General features: G+C 52.1%; 21 protein-coding genes. 7 read left to right on the top strand and 14 right to left on the bottom strand.

Annotated elements, in window-relative coordinates; genetic code table 11:
- Positions 1 to 138: 138 nt before the first annotated feature.
- The 5 genes from rimO to CPY64_RS15320 all read left to right on the top strand — a co-directional run bounded on the left by rimO (position 139) and on the right by CPY64_RS15320 (position 5,261).
- Positions 139 to 1,458 carry a 30S ribosomal protein S12 methylthiotransferase RimO gene (gene rimO, locus CPY64_RS15300; RefSeq protein ID WP_042486799.1) on the top strand — a complete coding sequence of 440 codons (1,320 nt, stop codon included), beginning with the start codon at positions 139 to 141 and terminating at the stop codon, positions 1,456 to 1,458.
- Between the two features lie 161 nt (positions 1,459 to 1,619).
- Positions 1,620 to 2,144 carry a gamma carbonic anhydrase family protein gene (locus CPY64_RS15305; protein WP_035270247.1) on the top strand — a complete coding sequence of 175 codons (525 nt, stop codon included), beginning with the start codon at positions 1,620 to 1,622 and terminating at the stop codon, positions 2,142 to 2,144.
- Between the two features lie 37 nt (positions 2,145 to 2,181).
- Positions 2,182 to 3,189 (top strand): UDP-glucose 4-epimerase GalE, encoded by a 1,008-nt coding sequence (gene galE / locus CPY64_RS15310; protein ID WP_035270245.1) that lies wholly within the window; start codon positions 2,182 to 2,184, stop codon positions 3,187 to 3,189.
- Positions 3,190 to 3,311: 122 nt separating this feature from the next.
- A complete protein-coding gene (locus tag CPY64_RS15315) occupies positions 3,312 to 4,073 on the top strand; it encodes a maleate cis-trans isomerase family protein (protein ID WP_042486802.1) in 762 nt (253 codons plus the stop codon).
- Positions 4,074 to 4,373: 300 nt separating this feature from the next.
- Positions 4,374 to 5,261, top strand: a complete 888-nt coding sequence (locus CPY64_RS15320; protein ID WP_042486928.1) for a LysR family transcriptional regulator — start codon at positions 4,374 to 4,376, stop codon at positions 5,259 to 5,261.
- 120 nt (positions 5,262 to 5,381) lie between these two features.
- Here the strand turns inward: CPY64_RS15320 and hpaI are convergent, their stop codons facing one another.
- The 5 genes from hpaI to CPY64_RS15345 form a co-directional block, all read right to left on the bottom strand.
- On the bottom strand, positions 5,382 to 6,188 hold the full coding sequence (gene hpaI, locus CPY64_RS15325) for a 4-hydroxy-2-oxoheptanedioate aldolase (RefSeq protein WP_042486804.1): 807 nt from the start codon (positions 6,186 to 6,188) through the stop codon (positions 5,382 to 5,384).
- Between the two features lie 181 nt (positions 6,189 to 6,369).
- Positions 6,370 to 7,113: an ABC transporter ATP-binding protein gene (locus CPY64_RS15330; protein ID WP_226791389.1), complete on the bottom strand. Its 744-nt coding sequence runs from the start codon at positions 7,111 to 7,113 to the stop codon at positions 6,370 to 6,372.
- Positions 7,089 to 7,916, bottom strand: a complete 828-nt coding sequence (locus CPY64_RS15335) for an ABC transporter permease (protein WP_226791390.1) — start codon at positions 7,914 to 7,916, stop codon at positions 7,089 to 7,091. The genes CPY64_RS15330 and CPY64_RS15335 overlap by 25 nt, the downstream gene beginning before the upstream one ends.
- Positions 7,916 to 8,929, bottom strand: a complete 1,014-nt coding sequence (locus CPY64_RS15340) for an ABC transporter substrate-binding protein (protein WP_042486807.1) — start codon at positions 8,927 to 8,929, stop codon at positions 7,916 to 7,918. Before CPY64_RS15340 ends, CPY64_RS15335 begins: the two co-directional genes overlap by 1 nt.
- A 155-nt stretch (positions 8,930 to 9,084) precedes the next feature.
- Positions 9,085 to 10,968 (bottom strand): acyltransferase family protein, encoded by a 1,884-nt coding sequence (locus tag CPY64_RS15345; RefSeq protein WP_157766853.1) that lies wholly within the window; start codon positions 10,966 to 10,968, stop codon positions 9,085 to 9,087.
- A gap of 557 nt (positions 10,969 to 11,525) precedes the next feature.
- On the opposite strand from CPY64_RS15345, the gene CPY64_RS15350 reads away from it, so the two are divergent.
- Positions 11,526 to 12,572 (top strand): LPS O-antigen chain length determinant protein WzzB, encoded by a 1,047-nt coding sequence (locus CPY64_RS15350; protein ID WP_054513292.1) that lies wholly within the window; start codon positions 11,526 to 11,528, stop codon positions 12,570 to 12,572.
- A gap of 60 nt (positions 12,573 to 12,632) precedes the next feature.
- Positions 12,633 to 13,904 carry an exopolysaccharide biosynthesis polyprenyl glycosylphosphotransferase gene (locus tag CPY64_RS15355; protein ID WP_042486816.1) on the top strand — a complete coding sequence of 424 codons (1,272 nt, stop codon included), beginning with the start codon at positions 12,633 to 12,635 and terminating at the stop codon, positions 13,902 to 13,904.
- Between the two features lie 6 nt (positions 13,905 to 13,910).
- Here the strand turns inward: CPY64_RS15355 and CPY64_RS15360 are convergent, their stop codons facing one another.
- The 9 genes from CPY64_RS15360 to CPY64_RS15400 all read right to left on the bottom strand — a co-directional run bounded on the left by CPY64_RS15360 (position 13,911) and on the right by CPY64_RS15400 (position 21,976).
- Complete coding sequence (locus CPY64_RS15360; RefSeq protein ID WP_042486818.1) at positions 13,911 to 14,717, bottom strand: glycosyltransferase; 807 nt, start codon at positions 14,715 to 14,717, stop codon at positions 13,911 to 13,913.
- On the bottom strand, positions 14,717 to 15,406 hold the full coding sequence (locus CPY64_RS15365) for a hypothetical protein (RefSeq protein ID WP_123794683.1): 690 nt from the start codon (positions 15,404 to 15,406) through the stop codon (positions 14,717 to 14,719). Before CPY64_RS15365 ends, CPY64_RS15360 begins: the two co-directional genes overlap by 1 nt.
- Before the next feature lie 128 nt (positions 15,407 to 15,534).
- Positions 15,535 to 16,503 (bottom strand): IS5 family transposase, encoded by a 969-nt coding sequence (locus tag CPY64_RS15370; RefSeq protein WP_054513305.1) that lies wholly within the window; start codon positions 16,501 to 16,503, stop codon positions 15,535 to 15,537.
- Positions 16,504 to 16,561: 58 nt separating this feature from the next.
- A complete protein-coding gene (locus CPY64_RS15375; protein WP_054513289.1) occupies positions 16,562 to 17,092 on the bottom strand; it encodes a hypothetical protein in 531 nt (176 codons plus the stop codon).
- Positions 17,089 to 18,192, bottom strand: a complete 1,104-nt coding sequence (locus CPY64_RS15380) for a glycosyltransferase family protein (RefSeq protein WP_042486050.1) — start codon at positions 18,190 to 18,192, stop codon at positions 17,089 to 17,091. The genes CPY64_RS15375 and CPY64_RS15380 overlap by 4 nt, the downstream gene beginning before the upstream one ends.
- Positions 18,193 to 18,235: 43 nt before the next feature.
- Positions 18,236 to 19,360: an N-acetyl sugar amidotransferase gene (locus CPY64_RS15385; RefSeq protein WP_080723785.1), complete on the bottom strand. Its 1,125-nt coding sequence runs from the start codon at positions 19,358 to 19,360 to the stop codon at positions 18,236 to 18,238.
- The gene (locus CPY64_RS15390) at positions 19,357 to 20,118 is read right to left on the bottom strand and encodes an AglZ/HisF2 family acetamidino modification protein (RefSeq protein WP_042486045.1); all 762 of its coding nucleotides are present in this window, start codon (positions 20,116 to 20,118) and stop codon (positions 19,357 to 19,359) included. Before CPY64_RS15390 ends, CPY64_RS15385 begins: the two co-directional genes overlap by 4 nt.
- On the bottom strand, positions 20,115 to 20,732 hold the full coding sequence (gene hisH / locus CPY64_RS15395) for an imidazole glycerol phosphate synthase subunit HisH (protein ID WP_042486042.1): 618 nt from the start codon (positions 20,730 to 20,732) through the stop codon (positions 20,115 to 20,117). Before hisH ends, CPY64_RS15390 begins: the two co-directional genes overlap by 4 nt.
- Positions 20,729 to 21,976, bottom strand: coding sequence for a lipopolysaccharide biosynthesis protein (locus CPY64_RS15400; protein WP_052362964.1), 1,248 nt, complete (start codon positions 21,974 to 21,976; stop codon positions 20,729 to 20,731). The genes hisH and CPY64_RS15400 overlap by 4 nt, the downstream gene beginning before the upstream one ends.
- Positions 21,977 to 21,981 lie beyond the last annotated feature (5 nt).

A 21,981-nucleotide genomic window follows, 5' to 3' on the forward strand; every position in this document is an offset into this window, starting at 1 on the left:
AAATATGACTGCGACTGTAGCACTATTTGCCGCATAAACCGGGCTCAAACGCACAAGATACGCACGCATCCGGGCATGGGACGGTAAAATCAAGCCTATTTCCCAATTTCGAGCCCTCAAGCTCCAGAAGGACCCTCTATGAGCGCCCCCAAAGTCGGATTCGTGAGCCTGGGTTGTCCCAAGGCCCTGGTCGATTCCGAACGAATTCTTACCCAGCTGCGTACCGACGGCTATCAGATCACCCCCAGCTACGACAATGCGGATGTGGTGGTGGTCAATACCTGTGGCTTTATCGACAGCGCCAAGGCTGAATCGCTGGAAGCGATCGGCGAGGCACTGGCTGAGAACGGCCGTGTCATTGTCACCGGTTGTATGGGTGTGGACGAAGGATTGATTCGCGACGTACACCCCTCGGTGCTGTCCGTCAGCGGCCCCCAGCAATACGAGCAGGTACTGCGCGCCGTGCGTGAAGCCGCCCCGCCCTCGCTGGACCACAATCCCTACATTGATCTGGTACCGCCACAAGGCATCAAGCTGACCCCGCGTCACTACGCCTACCTGAAGATTTCCGAAGGCTGTAACCACAGCTGCAGCTTCTGTATTATCCCGTCCATGCGCGGCAAGCTCGTCAGCCGCCCTGTCGGCGACGTGCTGGGCGAAGCCGAGCGTCTAGTCAAGGCTGGCGTCAAAGAGCTGTTGGTGATCTCGCAGGACACCAGCGCCTACGGCGTAGACATCCGCCAGCGTACGGGCTTCTGGAATGGCCGCCCCGTCAAGTCCAGCATGCTGGACTTAAGCGCCGCCCTGTCCGAGCTGGGTGCCTGGGTGCGTCTGCACTACGTCTACCCCTACCCGCATGTGGACAACATCATTCCCCTGATGGCCGAGGGCAAAGTGCTGCCGTACCTGGATATCCCCTTCCAGCACGCCAGCCCTTCGGTGCTACGTTCCATGAAGCGCCCTGCGTTTGAAGATCGCACCCTGTCACGTATCAAGCAATGGCGTCAGGACTGCCCGGATCTGACCATCCGCTCCACCTTCATCGTGGGCTTCCCCGGTGAAACCGAGGAAGACTTCCAATACCTGCTGGACTGGATGACCGAGGCCCAACTGGATCGCGTTGGCTGTTTCCAGTATTCCCCCGTGGAAGGCGCCCCCGCCAACAAACTCGACGGCATCGTCCCTGACGAAGTCAAGCAAGAGCGCTGGGAACGCTTCATGGAACATCAGCAAGCCATCTCCACCGCTCGCCTGGCTGCCAAAGTGGGCCGCGAAATGGACGTGCTGATTGATGAGATCGACGAAGACGGCGATGCCGTTGGCCGCTCCAGCGCCGACGCCCCGGAAATTGACGGCAACGTCTTCATCACCAGCGAACAAAAACTGGAACCCGGTCAAATGGTGCGCGTGCGTATTACAGATTCCAGTGAATATGACTTGTTTGGAGAACAGATCTAAGCACTGGCTAGTCCTGATAGCCTGATCAAGCCAGTGGGGTCACAATGACCACACTGGCTTTTATACGCAAGCCCCTCATTAACTTCCCTGCTCACCTGCTCTGCTGCCTATCCCTTCTCATTCAGGCATAGGCGGCCCGGCACATTACCCAAGGATCTTTCATGCCTGTCTACCAATTAGATCAACACGCCCCACAAATCGACGACAGCAGCTTTGTTGCCGCAGAGGCCACCCTGATTGGCAAGGTCGTATTGAAAGAGAAAAGCAGTGTCTGGCCCGGTGCCGTTATCCGTGGCGACAACGAAACCATTACCGTGGGTGTAGGCTCCAACGTGCAAGAAGGCGCAGTACTGCACACCGATCCAGGCTACCCGCTGGATATTGGCGACCATGTCACCATCGGCCACCAAGCCATGCTGCACGGCTGTACCATCGGTGAAGGCGCGTTGATCGGTATCCAGGCGGTCGTGCTGAACGGTGCCGTCATCGGTCGCGATAGCCTGGTTGGTGCTGGCGCATTGGTCACGGAAGGCAAAGTCTTCCCGGAACGCAGCCTGATCATCGGATCGCCTGCCAAAGCCGTGCGTACCCTGAGCGATGAAGACATTGCCAAGCTACGCCAAAACGCCAGTGTTTACGCCGAACGCGGTGGCCACTACAAAACGGCTTTGAAACGCATAGACTAAGCACTTCTTTTCAACTTGCATTTAACTGGAAAGACCTATGGCCAAAACCATTCTTGTCACTGGCGGTACCGGCTTTATCGGCTCTCACACCTGTGTGGAGTTGATTGCACACGGTTATCAGGTTCTGATCCTGGACAACTTGAGCAATAGCCAAAAAAGTGTCTTGGATGCCATCGAGAAAATTACGGGTACTCAAACCGGTTTCATCGAAGGCGATATCCGGGATCGAGCCTTGCTCGACACGATTTTTCAGCAACACACAATTGCGGCAGTCATTCATTTTGCGGGTTTGAAAGCGGTGGGCGAGTCGGTCGCCCAACCACTCAAGTACTACGACAACAACATCACTGGTACGCTGACTCTGTTGCAAGCCATGCAGCAGGCCAATGTGCGCACCCTGGTGTTCTCGTCTTCTGCTACCGTCTATGGCGATCCCCAACAGCTTCCCATTCCAGAGACACACCCACTGTCCGCAACCAATACCTATGGCCACACCAAGCTGGTGCTGGAACAAGCAATGGGTAACCTCTACCAAAGCGAATCGGGCTGGCGCATTGGCCTGCTACGTTACTTCAATCCAGTAGGCGCTCACGAGTCCGGACTGATTGGTGAAGCCCCCCAAGGCATTCCTAATAATCTGATGCCCTATATCGCGCAAGTTGCGACTGGACAACGTGAACAAGTACAGGTTTTCGGCCACGACTATGACACAGCAGACGGCACTGGCGTGCGGGACTACATCCATGTCACTGATCTGGCTGAAGGCCATGTTGCCGCCTTGGAATACCTGGAAACCAAGGATAGCGAGCTGCTGACTGTCAACTTGGGGACAGGCCAGGGCTATTCCGTTCTCGAGATGATTGCAGCCTTCGCCCACAGCTGTGGACACTCTATCCCCTACTCGCTCGTCCCTCGCCGTCCCGGCGACATCGCTGCTTGCTGGGCCGATACCCAGAAAGCCCGCGAAACACTGGGTTGGGAAGCCAAAAAAGGCATCCAGGAAATGTGCGACGACGCCTGGCGCTGGCAATCCGGCCAGTCCTGATCTCTTCCCTCCTGCCATCGCCGTTGGCGATGGCACGTTGACAGATGATTGATTTGCAAGGAAGAAAACGGGTCCTAGAATGAAGGCGTCAATCTAAAAACCACCTTCAGAGACAGATCCCTATGAAAACCTACCGCATCGGTCAGATCGTCCCCAGCTCCAACACCACCATGGAAACCGAGATTCCTGCCATGTTGCAGGCTCGTTACGCCGAGTTCCCTGAGGAGCGCTTCACCTTCCACTCCTCGCGCATGCGCATGATGCACGTGAACCCCGAAGAGCTGAAAGCCATGGATATCGCCAGCGACCGCTGCGCAGTTGAACTGAGCGACGCCCGTATGAGCGTGATGGCCTACGCTTGCCTGGTTGCCATCATGGCCCAAGGCGACGGCTACCACCGCGTCTCGCAAGCCCGTCTGCAAAACACCGTTAAAGAAAACGGCGTGGAAATTCCTGTGCTGAGCTCGGCCGGTGCCCTGGTCGATACGCTGAAAGAATTCGGCTACAAGAAAGTCTCCATCATCACCCCTTACATGAAACCGCTGACCAAGCGCGTGGCTGACTACATCGAAGCTGAAGGCATCGAAGTTCAAGACTCCATCAGCCTGGAAGTGTCGGACAACCTGGAAGTGGGCCTGCTGAACCCGGAAAACCTGCTGGAGCACGTCAAACGCCTGAACCACGACGGCGTGGACGCAGTTATTCTGTCCGCTTGCGTGCAGATGCCTTCCCTGCCTGCTATCCAGCGCGCCCAAGACCAGATCGGCAAACCCGTTCTGTCCGCCGCTGTTTGCACCGTGTACCAAATGCTCAAGACCCTGGGTCTGGAAACCCGCGTTCCTAACGCTGGCCACATCCTGTCTGGCGCCAAACCACAAGCCTGATCGAACAGGTTTAGCTGTACAAAGCCCTGCCGACATACAGTCGGCGGGGCTTTTTTTATGCTTAGACGTCCTCAATGCGCGCCGTAAAAACCGCAGTTGTAGCGGCTCATAAACAAACGCCAAGCCATGGACGGTCGTTCGCCCTCGATACAGGCTGATAACACCCTCTACTACTACATCCGTATGGATCTATGGCGTAGACACGACACGAAATAGCCATAGAGCTTAGAGCGATGACTCTCTCCGCTGCCACCGTCAGCCCAGATGCAGATAATCAAAAAAAAGCGATATGATGCCTGCATGAAACTGGACCTTCTAACCCTCAAACTGTTTGTCCGCATCCTGGAAGAAGGCACGATCAGCCAAGCGGCAGAGCGTGAGCATATTGCTGCCGCCGCGGTCAGCCGCCGGATTGCGGATCTGGAACAGTCTCTGAACACCACCTTGCTGCTGCGTACGAACAAAGGTGTCAGCCCAACTGCGGCGGGCCTGGAGCTGCTGTACCGCTCACGTGCCTTGCTCAACAGTGCGCAAGAGATCGAGACGCGCCTTCAAGCGTTTTCGCAAGGCCAACAAGGGCTGGTACATATCCTGGCCAATACATCGGCCATCTCTCAGTTTCTGGCCGAGCCACTGGGCGAATTTGGACGTCTGCACCCCGCTATTCCCCTGCAACTGGAAGAACAGACCAGCCTGGACATTATTCGGGCTCTGGCAGAGGGCAAAGCCGACCTGGGTGTCTTTACCCGCCTGCCTTACGCAGCCGATATCGAAGCTTACCCATTTCGCAGTGACAAGCTGGTCGTGCTGGTGCCTATCAATCACCCCTTGGCTCAGCATGACAAAGTCCGTTTCGAGCAAACGCTGGAGCATGAGCAGATCACGCTGCTAACGGGCACGCAGCTGCATTACCAGATCACCAAAATCGCCATGGAAGCCAACCGCTCGGTGCGTATCCGCACCGAGGTTTCTGGCTACGACGCCATGTGCTTATTGATCAATGCAGGCATGGGTATAGGCATCTTGCCGCGCAAGAGCGCCAGCATTTATCAGATCCCCAATACCCGTATGATTGAGCTGGACGAAGAATGGAGCCAGCGAGAAATTCTGATCGGTGTGCGCCGCCGCAGTGACCTGCAACCGAGCGCAGAAAGCTTGCTGAGCTTCCTGCTCGAGAGCGGCGCTTAAGAAAGCCGACCTTAGCCGGTGCTACGGCCAAGGTCATATCGTCTAATAAGCAGGCCCGGCCTTTACAACATAACTGAGGCGGAGCAGCTATCCGCAAGACGCCTGGCGATCAAACCAGCGTTAGTAAGCTGCGCCGGGCTGAGCAACGGGCACCTCAACCTCGTCCTTGAATTGACCCAACAAAGCCGTTGCCGCCTGCCGCAATAACACCGCGTCCACGCCTACGGCCACAAACAAGGCCCCCAAGGACAAATAGTGATGCGCTGCCTCGACATTGGCCTGCAAGATTCCGGGAGCCTTACCCGCCTTGCTGATACGCACAATCGCATCCTCAATCGCTGACAAAACGTCTGGATGCCCTGGTTCGGTCAAATACCCCATACTGGCCGCCAAATCCGCCGGGCCGATGAAAATACCGTCCACGCCCTCCACCGCCAGAATCTCGTCCAGATGATCCAGTGCCTCGCGAGTTTCCACCTGACAAATCACGCACATTTCCTGATTGGCCCGCGCCACATAGTCCGTGGTCGCCCCCCAGCGAGCAGCACGTGCCAAGGCTGCACCCACCCCTCGAATGCCATGCGGAGGATACCGTGTCGCGGCAACAGCCGCTTTGGCCTGCTCCGCGTTTTGCACCATGGGAATTAAAAGGTTCTGAGCCCCCATATCCAGCAGCAGCTTGATCTGCACAGGGTCATTCCAGCTGGGACGCACAATCGGCGCAATAGGATGGGCCGATACGGCCTGCAACTGCGCCAACAAAGTCTGTACCGTATTGGGAACATGCTCGCCATCCAGCAAGATCCAGTCATAGCCCAGGCCTGCACAGAGATCCGCCACATACGGGCTGGCCAAGCCATGCCACAAACCAATCTGGGACTTGCCCTGCCGCAAAGCCTGCTTGAATGCATTTACCGGGTGCTTCATGTCCTCTCCTTGTCATGTGCTTAGGCGTCAAACAAGTAGTGTAAAGCGCACAAGGTAGAAGTGAGCACAGGGCCTGATTGTTTTGTCTCTGAGCATACCCATGCAGAACCAGCAGACAAGAGTAGGCAACAGAAACGGCCCACTCAATGGGCCGTTCTTCTTGATGCAATGGCAGACGTAATTACAAGGCCTGACCAACCTCTTTCACCAACTCCCCAAAGCGGGGTGTAGTGCGATCTCGCGGACGTGGCAGGTCTACCTCTATCCGGGCGCTGACACCAGCCGGGCTGCCACCCAGAACGATAATGGTATCGGCCAAAAAGACCGCTTCGTCAATGTCGTGCGTCACAAACAGAACCGCTGCCGAACTACGCTGCCACACTTGAACCAGCTCATCCTGCAAGGCCTGACGAGTCAAGGCATCCACGGCAGAAAAAGGTTCATCCATCAACAACAAATCCGGCTGCACAGCCAAGGCGCGGGCAATGCCAACACGCTGTACCTGACCACCCGACAGTTGATGCGGCCAGCGGTCTTTCAGATGCGCCAAACCCACCTGATTCAAGGCGGCATCCACACGCTGATCACGCTCTTCACGCGATAAGCCCAACCCTTCCAGACCATAAGCCACGTTGGAAGCAATACGTCGCCAAGGCAACAGACGACTGTCCTGAAACACGAAGGCATTGGCACGACGGCCAGGACTATCTTGCAGGTTGGAACGCAGATGTCCGAAGCTAGGCTGGCTCAAACCGGCTGCCGCACGCAACAAGGTGCTCTTGCCTACACCCGAACCACCTACAATCGCCACAAAATGCCCTGCCTGAACTTCCAGATTCACATCGCGGATCACAGGTGCAGGCGCACCGGGGTACTGAAAACCAAACCCCTGGAACTGAATCAAGGCTGCCACTGAAGTACCCATTTGTTGAAAGCCAGAAAAAGCATGTCGCACAAGGTGTAGACCACCGAGATGATCAACATATAGACCACCACCGCATCGTAAGCACCCACACCCGCAGCGGCATTCATTTCCTGACCCATGCCAGGCACACCCAGCAACTCGGCTGCAATCAGCGTCATCCAGGCTTGACCGATACCGGCACGCACACCGCTCAACAAGCCGGGGCTGATCGCTGGCAAAACCACCGTCCAGGCGCGAGCGAAATAGGAGTTATGTCCGAAAGCCGCAGCCAGCTCGTAATAGCGAGGGTCTACCGAGCGCACCGCACTGTAAGTAGCAAAGTAATTCAGCCAGAACACACCGATTGCAATCACAAAGGCTGCGCCAGTATGGCTGACCTTGAACCAGGCAATCGCAAACACCACCCACGCCAAGGGCGGGATAGGACGCAGCAAGCGAACCAAGTAAGCTTGCAGCAAATCAAAGCGATGGATCGTTGCCGCCGCCAGACCAAAAGCAATACCCAGGAAAGTGCCGATGCCCAAGCCCCAGAAATAATGCACCAGACTGGACTGAGCAGCCGGCCAAAGACGACCGGCTTCAATCTCCTGGAACAAAGCCGAGGGCAAGCTCAATGGATCAGGCAGCGTACCGCGCGGAGCCCAGCCATAGACATAAGCCAGGCGCCACACCAGGATAAACAAGGCCAGACCGGCTACGCCGTAAACAATCCGCTCCAGACCGCGACGCCACAAGGCATCAACCAGAGCACCCGCAGTTGGGGCTGCTGCGGCGGGCAAACTTGCTTGTTTCGCAACGCTCATTACGGTGCTGCCTTTTCATAAAAGCGAACGTCAAACAGGCTTTGAACATCATCCAGCTTGGTAGCCAGCGTGCCTAAAGAAACCTGGAAATCCTGCAGCTGAACCGTGCCATCAATAATCTTGTGAGGATCAGGCTGGAACTGATCACGCGAGCGCTCGATAGCGGCTTGCACAATCTCTTTAGGCAAGCGACCACCGCCTACATACTTCTGCACATAAGGCGTTGCCTTGGCTGGCTCGTCGCGCAACATGGCAGTGGCACGCAGGTGAGCATTCACCAAATGCTGAACCAGATCAGGATTGGATTTGATCAAGCCTTCACGCACCAGCAGTACCGAGCCGGGCTCATTGGGGAACAACTCCCCACCGTGAGCCACAATCTTGGCATCGGGCTGGCGCTGCAGAATTTGGCTAACCGTAGGTTCCAGAATGGCGGCGGCATCAACAGCATGGTTGCTCAAGGCCTGTTGAATCTGGGCCTCGCCCTGGTAGATCACCTCGACCACATTCGGGTCTACTTTCAGCATATTGCGCAGCCAGTACTGCAAGGCAGCCTCTGGCACAGCGCCTTTGGGGTAGCTGGCAACCTTGGGCTTGTGACCCTTCTCTTGGGTGAACTTGGCGACAGCCGCTGCGAAATCAGGCTTGTCGGCATCAAGATAAGCAGCCAGATCACCAATAGCGACCACACTGACCTGTTCCACAATATTGGAGGCGACAACTTTGACGTCGGCCTCTTTAGCCTTGGCCACCAAGGCGGGGCCAATACCGACATAGGCAACATCCAGCTGACCGGCGATCAAGGCCTGAGTCAGCGCCGGACCGCTTTGAAACTGAACCAGCTTGGGTTCCGCTTGTCCCTCTGGCAATAAGTCACCAGACCCTAAGCCCACGAACAATTGAGCGGCAGGCATGATGGGCAAATAGCCGATCTCCAGCGCTTGCTCGGCAGCCTGTGCGGAGAAGGAGACGGATAGAGCAAGAAGGCCAGGGGCTAAATAACGGGAAAACATAACGATCTCGTGAAACAGGCGAAAACTGAAGCTTAAACCTGTTGGGGAGACGCATCTTTATTTGCTTATAACCAGAAACAATAAAAACTCAATTCTTTACGCAATCTCTTTCCCTACCTATCCGAAAGAGGCTGCCCCCCATCATGACAAGAGCCTCAACGAGACAGCAAGCGGTGCCCTTCCTGCACAAACAACTGTCCCAAAGACATCGAACCGTAGACATTGAGATGGTTATTGTCGAAATACGCCATGCGTCCCGCATAACGACCTTGTTCGGAGAGCTTTTTCGCTACAGGTCCTAACTCAACCCAATGTACATTCGGGATTCGATCAACAATCTGCTTGATCCTGACATTGGCGAAATCGGCCTTTCCTCCCGATTCCCTTTCGATATGCAACCCTAAGCGATCAAAAAGCTCCAAACGAATAGGGGACACAGGCAACTCCGGTACATCCGACAAGACATAAATGGGAGTCGTTTGAGCCATGCTGCGCAAGGTCTGCTCCAGTTTGGACAAATAAGCGGGGTCAGCAAGCTCTGGCTCATCACCTAATTGATAAGACCAAAACGAGGTAAACACGACAGCGTCATACTGCTGATAAGCATTTACCACATACTCCTTGAGATTCTTGCAGGGTTCGCGCGAAGACTCAGGCAACACATTTTCACTGAAGCCAAAAACCGGAGAGCAAGAGCTAGCTGTTACCACATAAGCCTGCCAGCCCTCATGACGCCCAACCTCATCTATAAACGAATTCAAAGCCGCTGCATGAGAATCCCCTGTCACCAAGACTCGGCGCGAACTATCCGGACTCCCCCGCAAACACCGCTTATCAAAATTCCCATGACAGACATCTGTCCCATAATTCAAAAGAGCAGGATCAAAATCCAAAGAAGGCTTGACTGCCTTCAGACCAGCCCCCAGCATGATTAGCAGTAAAGCCGGGGCTAGAAACAAGAGCAGAAAAGCTTTTGTAAAATTGATACTCAGACGCTTGCAAGGCAACTCCACAAATCGGTAAGTCAAATAGGCCAAGGCAAATATAGAGGGAACAGCAACCAGCATCCAACTAGTGGGCAGACCATAAGCCCCATAGACGTATCGTAAGTAGGCCAACACAGGCCAATGCCAAAGGTACAGGGAATAGGAAATCAGCCCTATAGCAACCATCCAAGGCATCTGAAAAAACCGCATGACCAGGCCACCAAGCGCCTGCTCTGACCGGCCACCGTAAATGAACAAGCCTGCCCCAAAACATGGCAAGAGAGCATTCAAGCCTGGGAACAGGGAGTGCTTATCCAACACCAGCAAGCCACTGACAATCAGCACCACACCTGTCAACTGAAGTAAATGACATCCCAACCGATGAGCATACGTAGGCAAAAAAGCGAACAGAGCTCCCACCAGCAGTTCGCTAAAGCGCAAGCGCAGCAGAAAGTAGACAGAGTCTCCGGCCTTGGAAGACAAAAGATAAAACTGACTATACGCAAAGCCAAGCGCTACGACACAGGCCACAACGCTGGCAAGCACCGCATCCTGGTTTTCTTTTTTATATTTAGAAAAAAGCTTGAAGAAAATAATAAAAACAACAGGCCAAATAAAATAAAACTGCTCTTCTATTGACAATGACCAGATATGCAACAAGGGTTTTTCATCTGATGAAATATCAAAATACCCACCATCTTTTGAAAAAAACCTGTTAGCCAAAAAAAAAGAAGAATAAAAAAAAGATAGGAACAGCTGATCAAAGTCTTCTGGGATAAAAAAAACAAACCCAAATAACAATGAAAAAAACAGAATAATATAAAGAGGAGGAAGAATTCTTCGGATCCTTCTTTTATAGAATTCAGCGAAGAAAAAATCACCAACCATTACTTCATTCTTTATGATCTGGCTGATCAAGAAACCAGAAATCACAAAAAACACATCAACCCCGACAAACCCACCAGGCAGCCAATTGGAGTCCAAATGAAAGATCAGAACGGAAAGTACCGCCAAAGCACGTAGCCCGTCTATGTCACTTCTATATTTCATCATCTTATTTTTTTGCGACCTAGACCGCATCCGCCTCATCTAAAGCCCCTGGCTACCTTTCTAGCAAACGCCCCAACGAATTCCTGCACGCGATAAACCAGCACACCTCGCTTGTCTAGAACGGGCTTCAACTGTTACCTGGACTGTCACTTCAATACAACAATCAGGACCAGACAAGCCACGCAGACGCACGCTTACAAGCAGCAACAAATACTATCATTGCTGTTCGTTCTTACTTGCTAAGTTTCTCTGGTAAGTTACCGCGGAACGCCAATCCCGCACAGGCTGGAGGGTATTATTGCTCAAGCGACTTGACTCCGTGCACTTCGCCTCGAGCCCATGCCAGCGTGCCCCTGACGCTTCCCGCCAATTTGTAACATACTGCGGCCTTTATTTGACATACTTAAGCAAAAATTAAGTATTACTGTTTTATCAGGGTACCAACCTTAGAAAACAATCGATAAAAAACTTAGAAAATAAACGTTTTAAACTTATTGAGTTTAGAATTAACGGTTAAGAACCCCAGCTCAGCAAAACGTTGACAATCATCCGGAGATTGCGTGAACACAGCCAGCCAGAAACATAGAGCCGATAAGCAAAGCATTAGCCTGAACGATCTAATGCGGCTGTTTTGGGGGTCAAAAAAAATAATTCTAGGCATTACCCTCCTGTGCACCTGTATTTCAATTGCCTATCTGATTGCAGTAGCACCCACCTATCAGGCCACTGCAAAAATATTGCCCCCTAAAGAAAGCGATTTAGCGGAGTACTCCGAAACATTGAGCATGATCGACTCAGGCATATCGGAAAAAGAAATTTCACGCCGGTTGAACCCTGAACGTACTTATGAAATTCTTTATACAAATCTTAGCTCGGCATCAATAAAAAATAAGTTCCTGAAAGAACACTACCTACCCCATTTTGCTCCTCAAAATGAGGATGAAACGGAGCTGGTGGCCAAACGCTTGGAAAAATCCTTAAGGATCAGTGGTTCTGGATCAGATAACGGGACGATTAATGTCTCTATCGAAGCAAAAGACCCAAAGCTGGCTGCCCAATGGGTGAATGACTATATAAACCTGGCTATCACAGCAACACATACCGAGCTCCTGCAAAACCTGCAAAGTGAAATCACAGCCAAAAAACAAAGTACGCAGAGTCAGATCGCCACTTTACGCAAACTGGAACAGGATCTGCAAAACCTGAGGATTGGTCGCCTCCAAGACGCCTTAGTCGTTGCCAAAGCTATGGGACTGGAAGCTCCCATGCCCGGCACAACGGTTATCACTTTAGACAATAGTCCCGCCAATGAGGGTAGCTTTATGCGTGGTACCCGTTCGCTACAGGCCGAGATCGACGTCCTGAGCAATCGTAAAGATCAAGATGCCTATATTGCCGGTTTGCCCAAACTCTTGACTCAACAAGCCCTGCTGGAAACACTCAACAACACCCCAGCGTTCTCGGTCGCTCGCATCGATATGCCTGCGCATCCCCCTTTCGAACCTATCAAACCCATCAAGCCTTTAATTTTATTGATGGGAATTATTTTCGGTCTATTCTTGGGAATATTTGTTGTACTGATTGCTAATGCAATCAGAAATTATTGAAGGCTACTATCTATATCAAGCTTGCACGTGGCCCTTCACTACCATATACGACCGTAGGATATGAACACCTTACCTAGCCGCCGCTTTCAGAAAAAACACGAGCAAATTCTGCTCTCATCGCCATTCCTGCTACTTGTAGGCTGGCTGGTTTCTGTCGTTCTGCCCACAGCCCTGCACTGGGGATGGAAAGGCTTACTCACGCCTGACCTGGGCCAAAAAACAGCCTTGATCGTTACTTCGATCGCCTTCCTGATCTCTCATATTTTTGTACGCAAAATCAATACCTCATACCCGGGCGGACAATCGAGCATGTTCATTGCCCCCCAAGTGATCACTGTTTACGTACTTATCGCACTGCTTTCCTTTTTTCTGACCCCCAACATTTCCCGCTTTATTTTGCTAAGTAGTGGTGCGTTCGCTCTGCTTTGGTTTTACCTGGCTCACTTCAGCACACTGAAATACCGCCGCCTGAAGCTTGCCATTATTAAAGGAGGAATGAGTGAACATCTGTTTGAGCTGGATAATATTGATGCGCGCGCTTTAGAAACGCTTGATTTGCAAGGTGTTCGCTATGATGCTGTCGTTGCGGATTTCAACGATCTTCATAAAGAAGACGAGCGCTTCCTAACCCAATGTGCGTTAAATCGCATCCCGGTTTATGACGCCAGCCTAGTTTACGAATCCCTGTCTGGCCGAGTTCGCATCAACCGCATGTCAGAGAATAATCTGGGGGCCTTGCTGCCTACCAAAGTTTACGAGGCCACGAAACTGCTCATGGATCTGAGTATTGTGTTGCTCTCTTTGCCCATCGTCCTGCCCATCGGTCTGATCACGGCTTTACTGATCAAGCTAGAGAGCCCTGGGCCGATTATCTATACACAGCAACGTATTGGTTTGGGTAATAAAGAGTTCACCATCTACAAATTCCGTAGCATGCGTTTTGATCGCGAGCAAACCCAACAATTTGCCGGAGAAGATGATCCACGCATCACACGCATTGGCCGCATCATCCGCAAGCTACGCATTGACGAACTCCCCCAATTCCTTAATATCATCAAAGGGGATATGAGCCTAATCGGCCCTCGACCCGAACAGCCAAATTTTGTACAGGAATTCGACGAAAAAATCCCTTTCTATAATTATCGGCATGTCGTCAAGCCAGGCATTACAGGATGGACACAAGTCCGCCAAGGCTACACCGATGATGCAGACGCCACCCGCATCAAGATCGAGCATGACTTTTATTACATCAAGAACTGCTCGACCTATCTGGACTTGCACATTGTTTTTCTTACTATTAAAACCATGCTCACCGGCTTTGGCGCGCGCTAAGCCAACTCAACGCAGTAATCGCAAATAAATCCGCTCACGCACAAAGGGCGGTAACAAACGGGCTGGGGTACGTTGTATGCAATTGAGAACAAAACGCCCCAAACCGATAAAGCCTAAAGAATAAAACGTGTATTGCGCGGCAATCTCTTGTCGCGCGTATCGCCAGCCACCACGCCGGCGATACATCGATAAATCCGTTCGTGCACGTACCAAGGGTTGCTGAAGATTCATACCTTTTGCCCCCGAAAGCAAGAGGCGCACCCACAAGGCATAATCCTCATAAAAGTACTCATTCCCATAACTACCACAACGCAGCACAGCTTCTTTACGGTACATCACCGTCATGTGATTGAAGGGGTTTCGACGCTGACCATATTTCATGATCTCCTCATGGCTCTCTGGAGCAGCACGGTAACTACGAATATGCTGCGGGTCTTCAGCAAACTCTGCAATTGATGAGCCGATAATGTCTAGCTGCGGGTCACGCTCCAACTGTGCTAGTTGCAGCGCAAACCGCTCTGGCTCGTTAATATCATCCGTATCAAAACGGGCCACCCACGGATAGCGGCACTGTTGCAAACCTATATTCAAAGCCTTACCCAAACCTACATTCTTCTCCAATGGCACGACAACCATTGGCAAGCTGCTGCGGTAACGCTCGACCAACTCACTCAGCTCCGGTCTAACTGGACCATCCAGAACCAATACCACCTCATCTGGCTGACGACTGGACCTCACAACACTATCCATAGCCTGCTCGAAATTGGAGGCCTTTTCACCGTTGTACAAGGAAAGAAGCAAAGAAAACTGCATTAGAAAGCCTTAGAATGAGTAGCAGGCAAAGGCAACGAGGCCAATGCCGCCAAAGCAAACCAAATATAGGGGTACAAATAGCTGCGCGCAGCCACAATGCCAAACAGGCAGAAAAACGATACGGCCAACACAGTTTGGACATGATGCTGCCGTATGGCACCGAACACCCCACTCATCAGTCCTGCCACGATAATACCAATCAGCCCCAGAGCTGGGCCCACACCATAAGCGCTCAGAAACGAAAGGTAATTGTGAGCGTAATTACCGGTCACACCGGTTGCTACGACATCATACATATATCGCCCCAAGGCCCAATTTCCGCTCAAAAATTCCCATTCCTGTTGCAATAACTCCATGCGCCCCGACAAGGAAGAGTCATTTTCAAAAAGAAACAGCCTGACCATGCGATGATCCGACCCCAGCAAATCGACCAACCATGGGCCTAAGATTAACAACAACATCGTCGACAACAAGAAAACACATACTGCAGCTACTTTGTTGCGAACAAACATAACGGCCACACAAGCCAGCACAAAAGCAAGAAATGAAAACCTGGAGTTTAGAAAAAACAGCACCCAAAAGCTGATCACAAATAAAGCAACAAAATGAGCCCGTCGCCTGACTGATACCAAAGCCAACAACGCAACAATGGCGTAGCAGTCTGACAGAGTTAGGGACGGTCTGATCAATCAGCCAGCCGACCCAAATTCCCCACTGGTTGTCGCCTGATTTCAGAAAATCAGAAAAAAACGTCCAAAATCCCGATTTTCCGTTGTGTTTTCGCTCAGAATAGCCCTTTTCCGGGCCTTTTGATGTCCTATGGGCGCACCTCTGCCATCAAATGTCGTCGCGCCATCCACAGATTGCTCAACGTGAACAGCGTCAGCAACTGCGCGGTGTTTTTCGCCAGCCCCCTATACCTCACCTTCGTGTAGCCGAACTGCCGTTTGATCACCCGAAACGGATGCTCCACCTTGGCCCGCAGGCTGGCCTTGGTGTATTCATAGGCGTCTTGCAACGATTGCACCGTCTTGCTCAATCTCTTGCGCAGGCTCGGGCGCAACGCAATATGCCACTGCACATCGCGCCCCTGGTGCTCTTCGCGCTTGCCCACACCTTGATAGCCCGCATCACCCAAGACCAGTTCTTCCTCACCGTGCAGCAGCCCATCGACCTGCGTCACATCCGCCACGTTGGCCGCGGTACCTACCATCGAATGCACCAGGCCCGTATGCAGATCGACCCCAATGTGCGCCTTCATGCCGAAGAAATAGTTATTGCCTTTCTTGGTCTGGTGCATCTCGGGGTCCCGCGCGCCCTGGGCGTTCTTCGTCGAGCTGGGCGCATCGATGATCGTCGCGTCCACAATCGTTCCCCGGCGCACCATCAGCCCATAGTCTTGCAGCAGCAGGTTCACGCCTTCGAACATTTCTTCGGCAATGTTGTGCTTCTCAAGCAGGTGACGAAAGTTCAGAATCGTCGTCTCGTCCGGCGCACGACCACCGGGCAGCTTGGCGAACTGGCGCATCGAAAAACTGTCGTACAACGCCTCTTCCATCGCCGGGTCGCTCAGGTTGAACCATTGCTGCATGAAGTGAATCCGCAGCATCGCCTCAATGGGATACGGCTGGCGACCCACCTTGCCTTCTTGCGGGTAGTGCTTGGCAATCTCACCGGCCAGGTAATCCCACGGCACCGTGCGATCCATCTCGTTCAAGAACTTCTCACGGCGTGTCTGCTTGCGCTTACCGGCAAATTCCGCTTCAGAAAAACTCAGTTGGCTCATGATGAACAGACTCGTGAGGGTGTGACAGACGAAGTTTACCGTTGCGCGGGGGAATTGTTCAGAGATTCCTTAGGTAAATACTTGCTTCAACAATATTTTTGTGAAAATCCTGTCCAATATACACATAGCTGAACACATAAATCGTGGTCGAAAACACCCAGCTCGCTCTAACTGTAGCGGCCACCCCCGAAGACTGGTCGGCATACCATTTTCCTAACATCACCAAAAGCACAGGTGCCACACCAGTATTGGAAAAATACTTGGAGAGCGTCCACACATCTACATGCTGCAACAAGCTAGAGAACTGAACTATCTGGATAAGTAAAACCCACATCAACAAAATCAAGACCGCGATAAACAGCGGCTTTCCCTTGAGATCTCGAGTTCGAAAAGCTGCTTTACAAGCAATCAGTGATAGCAATAAGGCAACACAAAGCAGATAAAGAACACTGACATTAATTCTGGGAAAACCAAACATGGTTTCCAGAAACTTCCACACGGGTCCAAACGCAAAGAAGGCAAAAAAAGAAACTTGCGCTACCAAACGGTAAAGAGCATCAACTTCTATGCGCACTGGCTCCGAGGTCATAAACGCTTGGCCTCTTCTTGTTCAGTCAATGCTCGCGCCAAGTCCGCGATCAAACTAGTCTTGGCAATATAAGGATGTGCCTTCTGGCTAACTTCTGCCCTGTCTGCAGCGCGCACTGTCTGCGCATAATTCAGAATAGAAACCATATCCACGGGACCCTGACGATAAAAAGGGAAAGCATTATCAAAGACATCCTCATGCCCCGAATAAACAGGCAGACCCAACATGAGATATTCGCGTACCTTCAAAGTACAGGCTTGCTTCATACCTTTTCGCCCCAAGGCAAAAGAGGTGAGTCCTAACCAACAACGTTCTGCCAAAGCAGAAATCTCATCGGCGTTCAAAGTGCCATGCACAACAATACGCGAATCCCTCTGGCACCGATCCAGATCAGCGTCAAAGATATTCCCAACAATATGCAAGCAAAAGTCAGCCTGGCTACGCTCGACGGCATCCAGCATCAAGTCCAAACCATGCCAGTCATAGAAATGGCTGGCTACAAACAGGAATTCAGGTCGCTCTTGGCGACGATCAGCCATGATTTGGCCGCTATACATAACCCCGTTAGGGTAGTTCAATGTGTATTTACCTGGCTGACAGGCTCGATCAGACTCATAGGCGCTGAGCTCTGGGGTGACACCAATCACACCAGCCGCACGTCGAATTGACCAACGCCCCAACACCGCCTCAGCATACGAGCGCAGCTTGCCAAGCGCACCGCCCCCTGCCAGCTCAGCAAGCTCTTTGGTGTGGTGTACCAGATAGACAGGCTTCGAACAGCTGCGGATAAAAATGTACTGGAAGGGGTCATGGACACTATGGCGCAAGATAAATACATCTACATCCTTCTGCGCCCGTAGCCAACGAATGTAGCTGAAGCGGAATGCCACCCACGCCCAGGCCAACCTCAACTTGTTACGTCCATCAACCTGCACTCCTGAGTCCACTCGGATCGCATCGGGAATCTTGGCATCAGGCGCAGCAAAAGCACGCGTCCGCCAAGACAAGCCCAATTGGTCTGCTGCCTGCTGTTCCCAACTCATCTGAGCCACAATGCCATTGACCGGACGCAACAGCATCGCAGAGTGTAAAAACCGCATATCCCAACCTTTATCTCAAGCTTTGCGCTGACACAGCCATGAATCAGGACCGACCAAGCACACGTTTATACAATTTGGCCATCCACTTCCAACGTGCCAAATCACTTGGATAATAGTCATGTGACACTGCGGGTGCCTTTATATAAGCTTCCAACTGAGCAGGCGCCCATCCCATTTTCTTCAGGAAGTACTGCTTATCCTCGTCGAGCTCACGCTGGCTGTGATAGGGAATTTTTTCCAGATCGGCCAGGGCTTCGTCCCGACTCATCTGGCCCGTTACAATGAGGGTGCTCATGTGGACACGACGCTTATCAACCCCAAACTTCTCAGGCAAGATATAGCCCTGATAAAAACGGGTGAAGATCGACTCGTAGTGCTTATAGGGATACGGTTTATAAGAGTAGCGTTCCTGCAATTGCTGCATGGCAGAGAACTTGTTGAACTCCATCAAGTCCAGAATCGAGACCCAGCGTATTTTCTGCAGCACGGCATAGCGTATGTATTCACCGATGCCAAACAAAGGGAAAGTCTCGATCTTTACATCGCTAAAGCGCTTGGCAATGCTACGGATATTTTTCTTGTCAAACTTAAACCAATTCCAGCTCTCGGGGATCTGCATCCCTTCGGTCGCCTCGTTGGTACCTGCCAGCAAATGCTTCAGGCCATACTTGGCCGCCTGTTGATAATTCACAGCCGTCATGGCGTTGTCATACAACAACTCAATATCAACCACATTGGCATCGAAAAATGCCTGCATCAACTTGCGGTATTCATGCCAATCAATAACATGGGTATACAAATCCACGCCCAGACCATTGATCAGGTTTTCGATATTGTTCTGGGCCAGCTCGGAGTTCCACCCGTTGTCCATGTGCACAGCCAAAGGGCGCAGGCCCAGTTCGACCGCCTTAACCAGCACCCAGGAGCTATCTACGCCGCCTGAAACACCCACAATACAGTCGTAAGGTTTACCCTTGCCCTGCGCTTTGACCTCGGCCACAAGGGCCTGCAAACGGCGCTCTTTTTCTTCCGGCGCCAAGCCCAAGGTATTCTTGGTGCTGGCCTCCAGGTCCGTGCAATAGTTGCAAACACCGTCACTGTTGAAAACAATGTCGCGTGCGCTGGTGTCCATAACACAGCGCGAACACACCTGGTAATGTTGATTCATTCAATATCATCCAAAGAGTCAAACTCGGCCCGCTTCGGGTAGTTAATCAGTACCGCACGGTGTGGGCCTTTGAATACAAACATGGCACCGGCCGCAACAGCCGAAGCACCCGCCTTCAGAGCCAGGTTGAAATCATCCATCGAGCGGGCTCCGCCCAAGGCAACGACAGGAACAGGCAAGCGGCTGGCCACCGAATGGATCAAATCGAGATCATAGCCATCCATCATGCCGTCATGGTCCACGGCACTCAAGAGGACTTCCCCTACTCCTGCATCAACCCGCTCAGCCAGATAATCATAAATAGGGCGATTCAGTAATTTACCCGACTGCGAGATATACAGCTTGGGCTGCTTGAGCCAATTCTTTTTGATATCCACACCCAACACGACACTTTGCTGACCATAGACACGAGCAATATCCTGTATCAGGCGCGTATCGTGCATCACAGCAGACTGCAAACTGACCTTTTCAATACCTAGGTCAAAGATGCGTTCTACTTGCTGCATATTCTGAATACCGCCCCCGTAGGTCAAGGGCATAAAGCACTCTTCGGCAAACAAACGCACGACTTCAAAATCGGGCGCAGTGCCGGCACTGGATGCCCCAATATCCAGTACAACCAGCTCATCCACTTCTTTCTCGTTGAAGATGCGAATCGCGTTGGTGGGATCACCCACATACTTGGGGTCCTGATAGCGGCGGGTTTTAACCAGGCCACCATTTTTCAAGGACAAAACAGGGATAACGCGTGGCTTCATACGGCCTCAGCCATAAAATTCTTCATCAATCCGAAACCAAACTGATGGCTTTTCTCTGGATGAAACTGCACCCCCATCACATTCTCGCGCTGAAATGCAGCCACAAAAGTGCCACCATAATCTGCCGTCGCTAAAATATCCTCAGGGCAGGCGGCCTCGACCTTGTAAGCGTGCACAAAGTAAAAGCGATGACGGCGCCCACCTTCCTGCAACAAGGGGTTCGCCTTGGCGATATCCACTTCCGACCATCCCATATGCGGAATCTTCAGAGGTCTTTCGGGTGTACTTTGAAAGCGCCGCACTTGGGCATCAATCCACCCCAGGCCAGGCAAACTGCCTTCCTCGCTGGCACGGCACATTAATTGCATGCCCAGACATATGCCCAATACCGGCTTTTTATTCTGCAAGGCGTATTGCTCCAGCACAGGCAACAGCCCCCGGTCATGCAATTGCTGCATACCGTGATCAAAGGCACCGACTCCCGGAATAATCAGCCTGTCTACCGCCGCAATCTCCTGCGCAGTCGACACCTTGGAGGCGTCCCCTCCAAGCTTTTGAATCATTCGAATAACCGAATTAATGTTGCCACAACCGTAGTCCAGGATGCCGATCATAAACTTGCTCGCTGTTTGTGCGATTCACCACAACTATATCGATACGAAATGGCCAGATACACCACGTACAGCAAGGCATAGGACACAGAGTAGATGAAGATAGCGGCTACCTCTGTATCTACATAGCTCAGCACACCGTAGGTCATGGCCAACAGGCAGGTTTGCCATAGCAGATCGACTTGTTGCTTGTTAAAAATATATATTACGTAACTTAGCGGGCTGGCGATGAAACGCAAGGTAAACATCGGTACCAGCAACACGCTCATGACTCCCGCAGGACGCCACTCTTCGCCAAAGGCAATAGCAAAAACAGGTTCTGACAGAAAGTAGGCACCCACTGCAAATAGCGCAGACCCGGCCCCCAATACCCAGAACGTGCGCACGTACTCATCACGGCACTCGCCCCGCTCGCGAAACGCCATCGACGCCTGACGCTTGAACACATCCAGAACAGCCTTACCCAGGAAAGACAAAGGCAAACCTAACACTCGTATGACAAGCGCCAGATAACCGGCACTCTCAGCACCAAAACGATGGGCCACAATCATGACAGGCAGCTGAATCGCCAACGCATTGATAAAGTCAGCTGGTAAGGAATACGCCAGGAATTTCCGATGTCGACGGGCATAAGCAAGCATCAAGGGCCGCCAACGTCGCATCCAACGCAGAGACACTGGTAACAGCCACATACAATAGGCCTGTGCCAGCAACAAACCCAGTGCATAGGACAAGGCGAGCGCAGTCGCATCAGGCCAGAACACACCAGACACAATCTGAAGAACCACAACAAAGATAGATTGTGCCACCCGCATCATATTCAACTGACGAAAGCGTCCTTCTGCTGCCGCCCAGGACTGCCAAACCTGATTCAAGGCGAACAAAGTTGCACAAGGCACCAGCACTACCAGCAACATTACCGTGTCAAAGTAGTTGTAGCCGGTCAGTAAGTGCAGCAAACCCAGGACCAGTAACACGACGGCAGCTATAAGCAAGGTCATGGTCAGCACGGCAAAGGCAGCAGCATTGCGGAAACGTCCGTCCTTCTCCAGAGCCAGCGACACCTCCAGACGGGCCGTCAAGGCCGTCGACAAGATGATGACGATACCCAACCACGCTGAAAACAGGCCGAACTGACCAGGTCCAAACTGCCGAGCAATCAACAAAGCGCCCAGCACAGGAATTACCTGAGCAATCGCCGATCCAGTGAATACGGAGAGTACGGTTTTCCAGTAACTATTTTGCATAAAAA

The organism is Alcaligenes faecalis (assembly GCF_002443155.1).
GTDB classification, from domain to species: Bacteria; Pseudomonadota; Gammaproteobacteria; order Burkholderiales; family Burkholderiaceae_B; genus Alcaligenes; species Alcaligenes faecalis.

Excerpts from the sequence above, each read along its gene's own strand:
- CPY64_RS15320 (WP_042486928.1), top strand. The coding sequence starts at position 4,374 with ATGAAACTGGACCTTCTAACCCTCAAACTGTTTGTCCGCATCCTGGAA.
- rimO (WP_042486799.1), top strand. The coding sequence starts at position 139 with ATGAGCGCCCCCAAAGTCGGATTCGTGAGCCTGGGTTGTCCCAAGGCC.
- hisH (WP_042486042.1), bottom strand. The coding sequence starts at position 20,732 with ATGATCGGCATCCTGGACTACGGTTGTGGCAACATTAATTCGGTTATT.
- CPY64_RS15390 (WP_042486045.1), bottom strand. The coding sequence starts at position 20,118 with ATGAAGCCACGCGTTATCCCTGTTTTGTCCTTGAAAAATGGTGGCCTG.
- CPY64_RS15385 (WP_080723785.1), bottom strand. The coding sequence starts at position 19,360 with ATGAATCAACATTACCAGGTGTGTTCGCGCTGTGTTATGGACACCAGC.
- CPY64_RS15360 (WP_042486818.1), bottom strand. The coding sequence starts at position 14,717 with ATGCAGTTTTCTTTGCTTCTTTCCTTGTACAACGGTGAAAAGGCCTCC.
- CPY64_RS15340 (WP_042486807.1), bottom strand. The coding sequence starts at position 8,929 with ATGTTTTCCCGTTATTTAGCCCCTGGCCTTCTTGCTCTATCCGTCTCC.
- CPY64_RS15305 (WP_035270247.1), top strand. The coding sequence starts at position 1,620 with ATGCCTGTCTACCAATTAGATCAACACGCCCCACAAATCGACGACAGC.
- hpaI (WP_042486804.1), bottom strand. The coding sequence starts at position 6,188 with ATGAAGCACCCGGTAAATGCATTCAAGCAGGCTTTGCGGCAGGGCAAG.
- CPY64_RS15375 (WP_054513289.1), bottom strand. The coding sequence starts at position 17,092 with ATGACCTCGGAGCCAGTGCGCATAGAAGTTGATGCTCTTTACCGTTTG.
- CPY64_RS15380 (WP_042486050.1), bottom strand. The coding sequence starts at position 18,192 with ATGCGGTTTTTACACTCTGCGATGCTGTTGCGTCCGGTCAATGGCATT.
- CPY64_RS15400 (WP_052362964.1), bottom strand. The coding sequence starts at position 21,976 with ATGCAAAATAGTTACTGGAAAACCGTACTCTCCGTATTCACTGGATCG.
- CPY64_RS15315 (WP_042486802.1), top strand. The coding sequence starts at position 3,312 with ATGAAAACCTACCGCATCGGTCAGATCGTCCCCAGCTCCAACACCACC.
- CPY64_RS15335 (WP_226791390.1), bottom strand. The coding sequence starts at position 7,916 with ATGAGCGTTGCGAAACAAGCAAGTTTGCCCGCCGCAGCAGCCCCAACT.
- CPY64_RS15330 (WP_226791389.1), bottom strand. The coding sequence starts at position 7,113 with ATGGGTACTTCAGTGGCAGCCTTGATTCAGTTCCAGGGGTTTGGTTTT.
- galE (WP_035270245.1), top strand. The coding sequence starts at position 2,182 with ATGGCCAAAACCATTCTTGTCACTGGCGGTACCGGCTTTATCGGCTCT.
- CPY64_RS15370 (WP_054513305.1), bottom strand. The coding sequence starts at position 16,503 with ATGAGCCAACTGAGTTTTTCTGAAGCGGAATTTGCCGGTAAGCGCAAG.
- CPY64_RS15345 (WP_157766853.1), bottom strand. The coding sequence starts at position 10,968 with ATGATGAAATATAGAAGTGACATAGACGGGCTACGTGCTTTGGCGGTA.
- CPY64_RS15355 (WP_042486816.1), top strand. The coding sequence starts at position 12,633 with ATGAACACCTTACCTAGCCGCCGCTTTCAGAAAAAACACGAGCAAATT.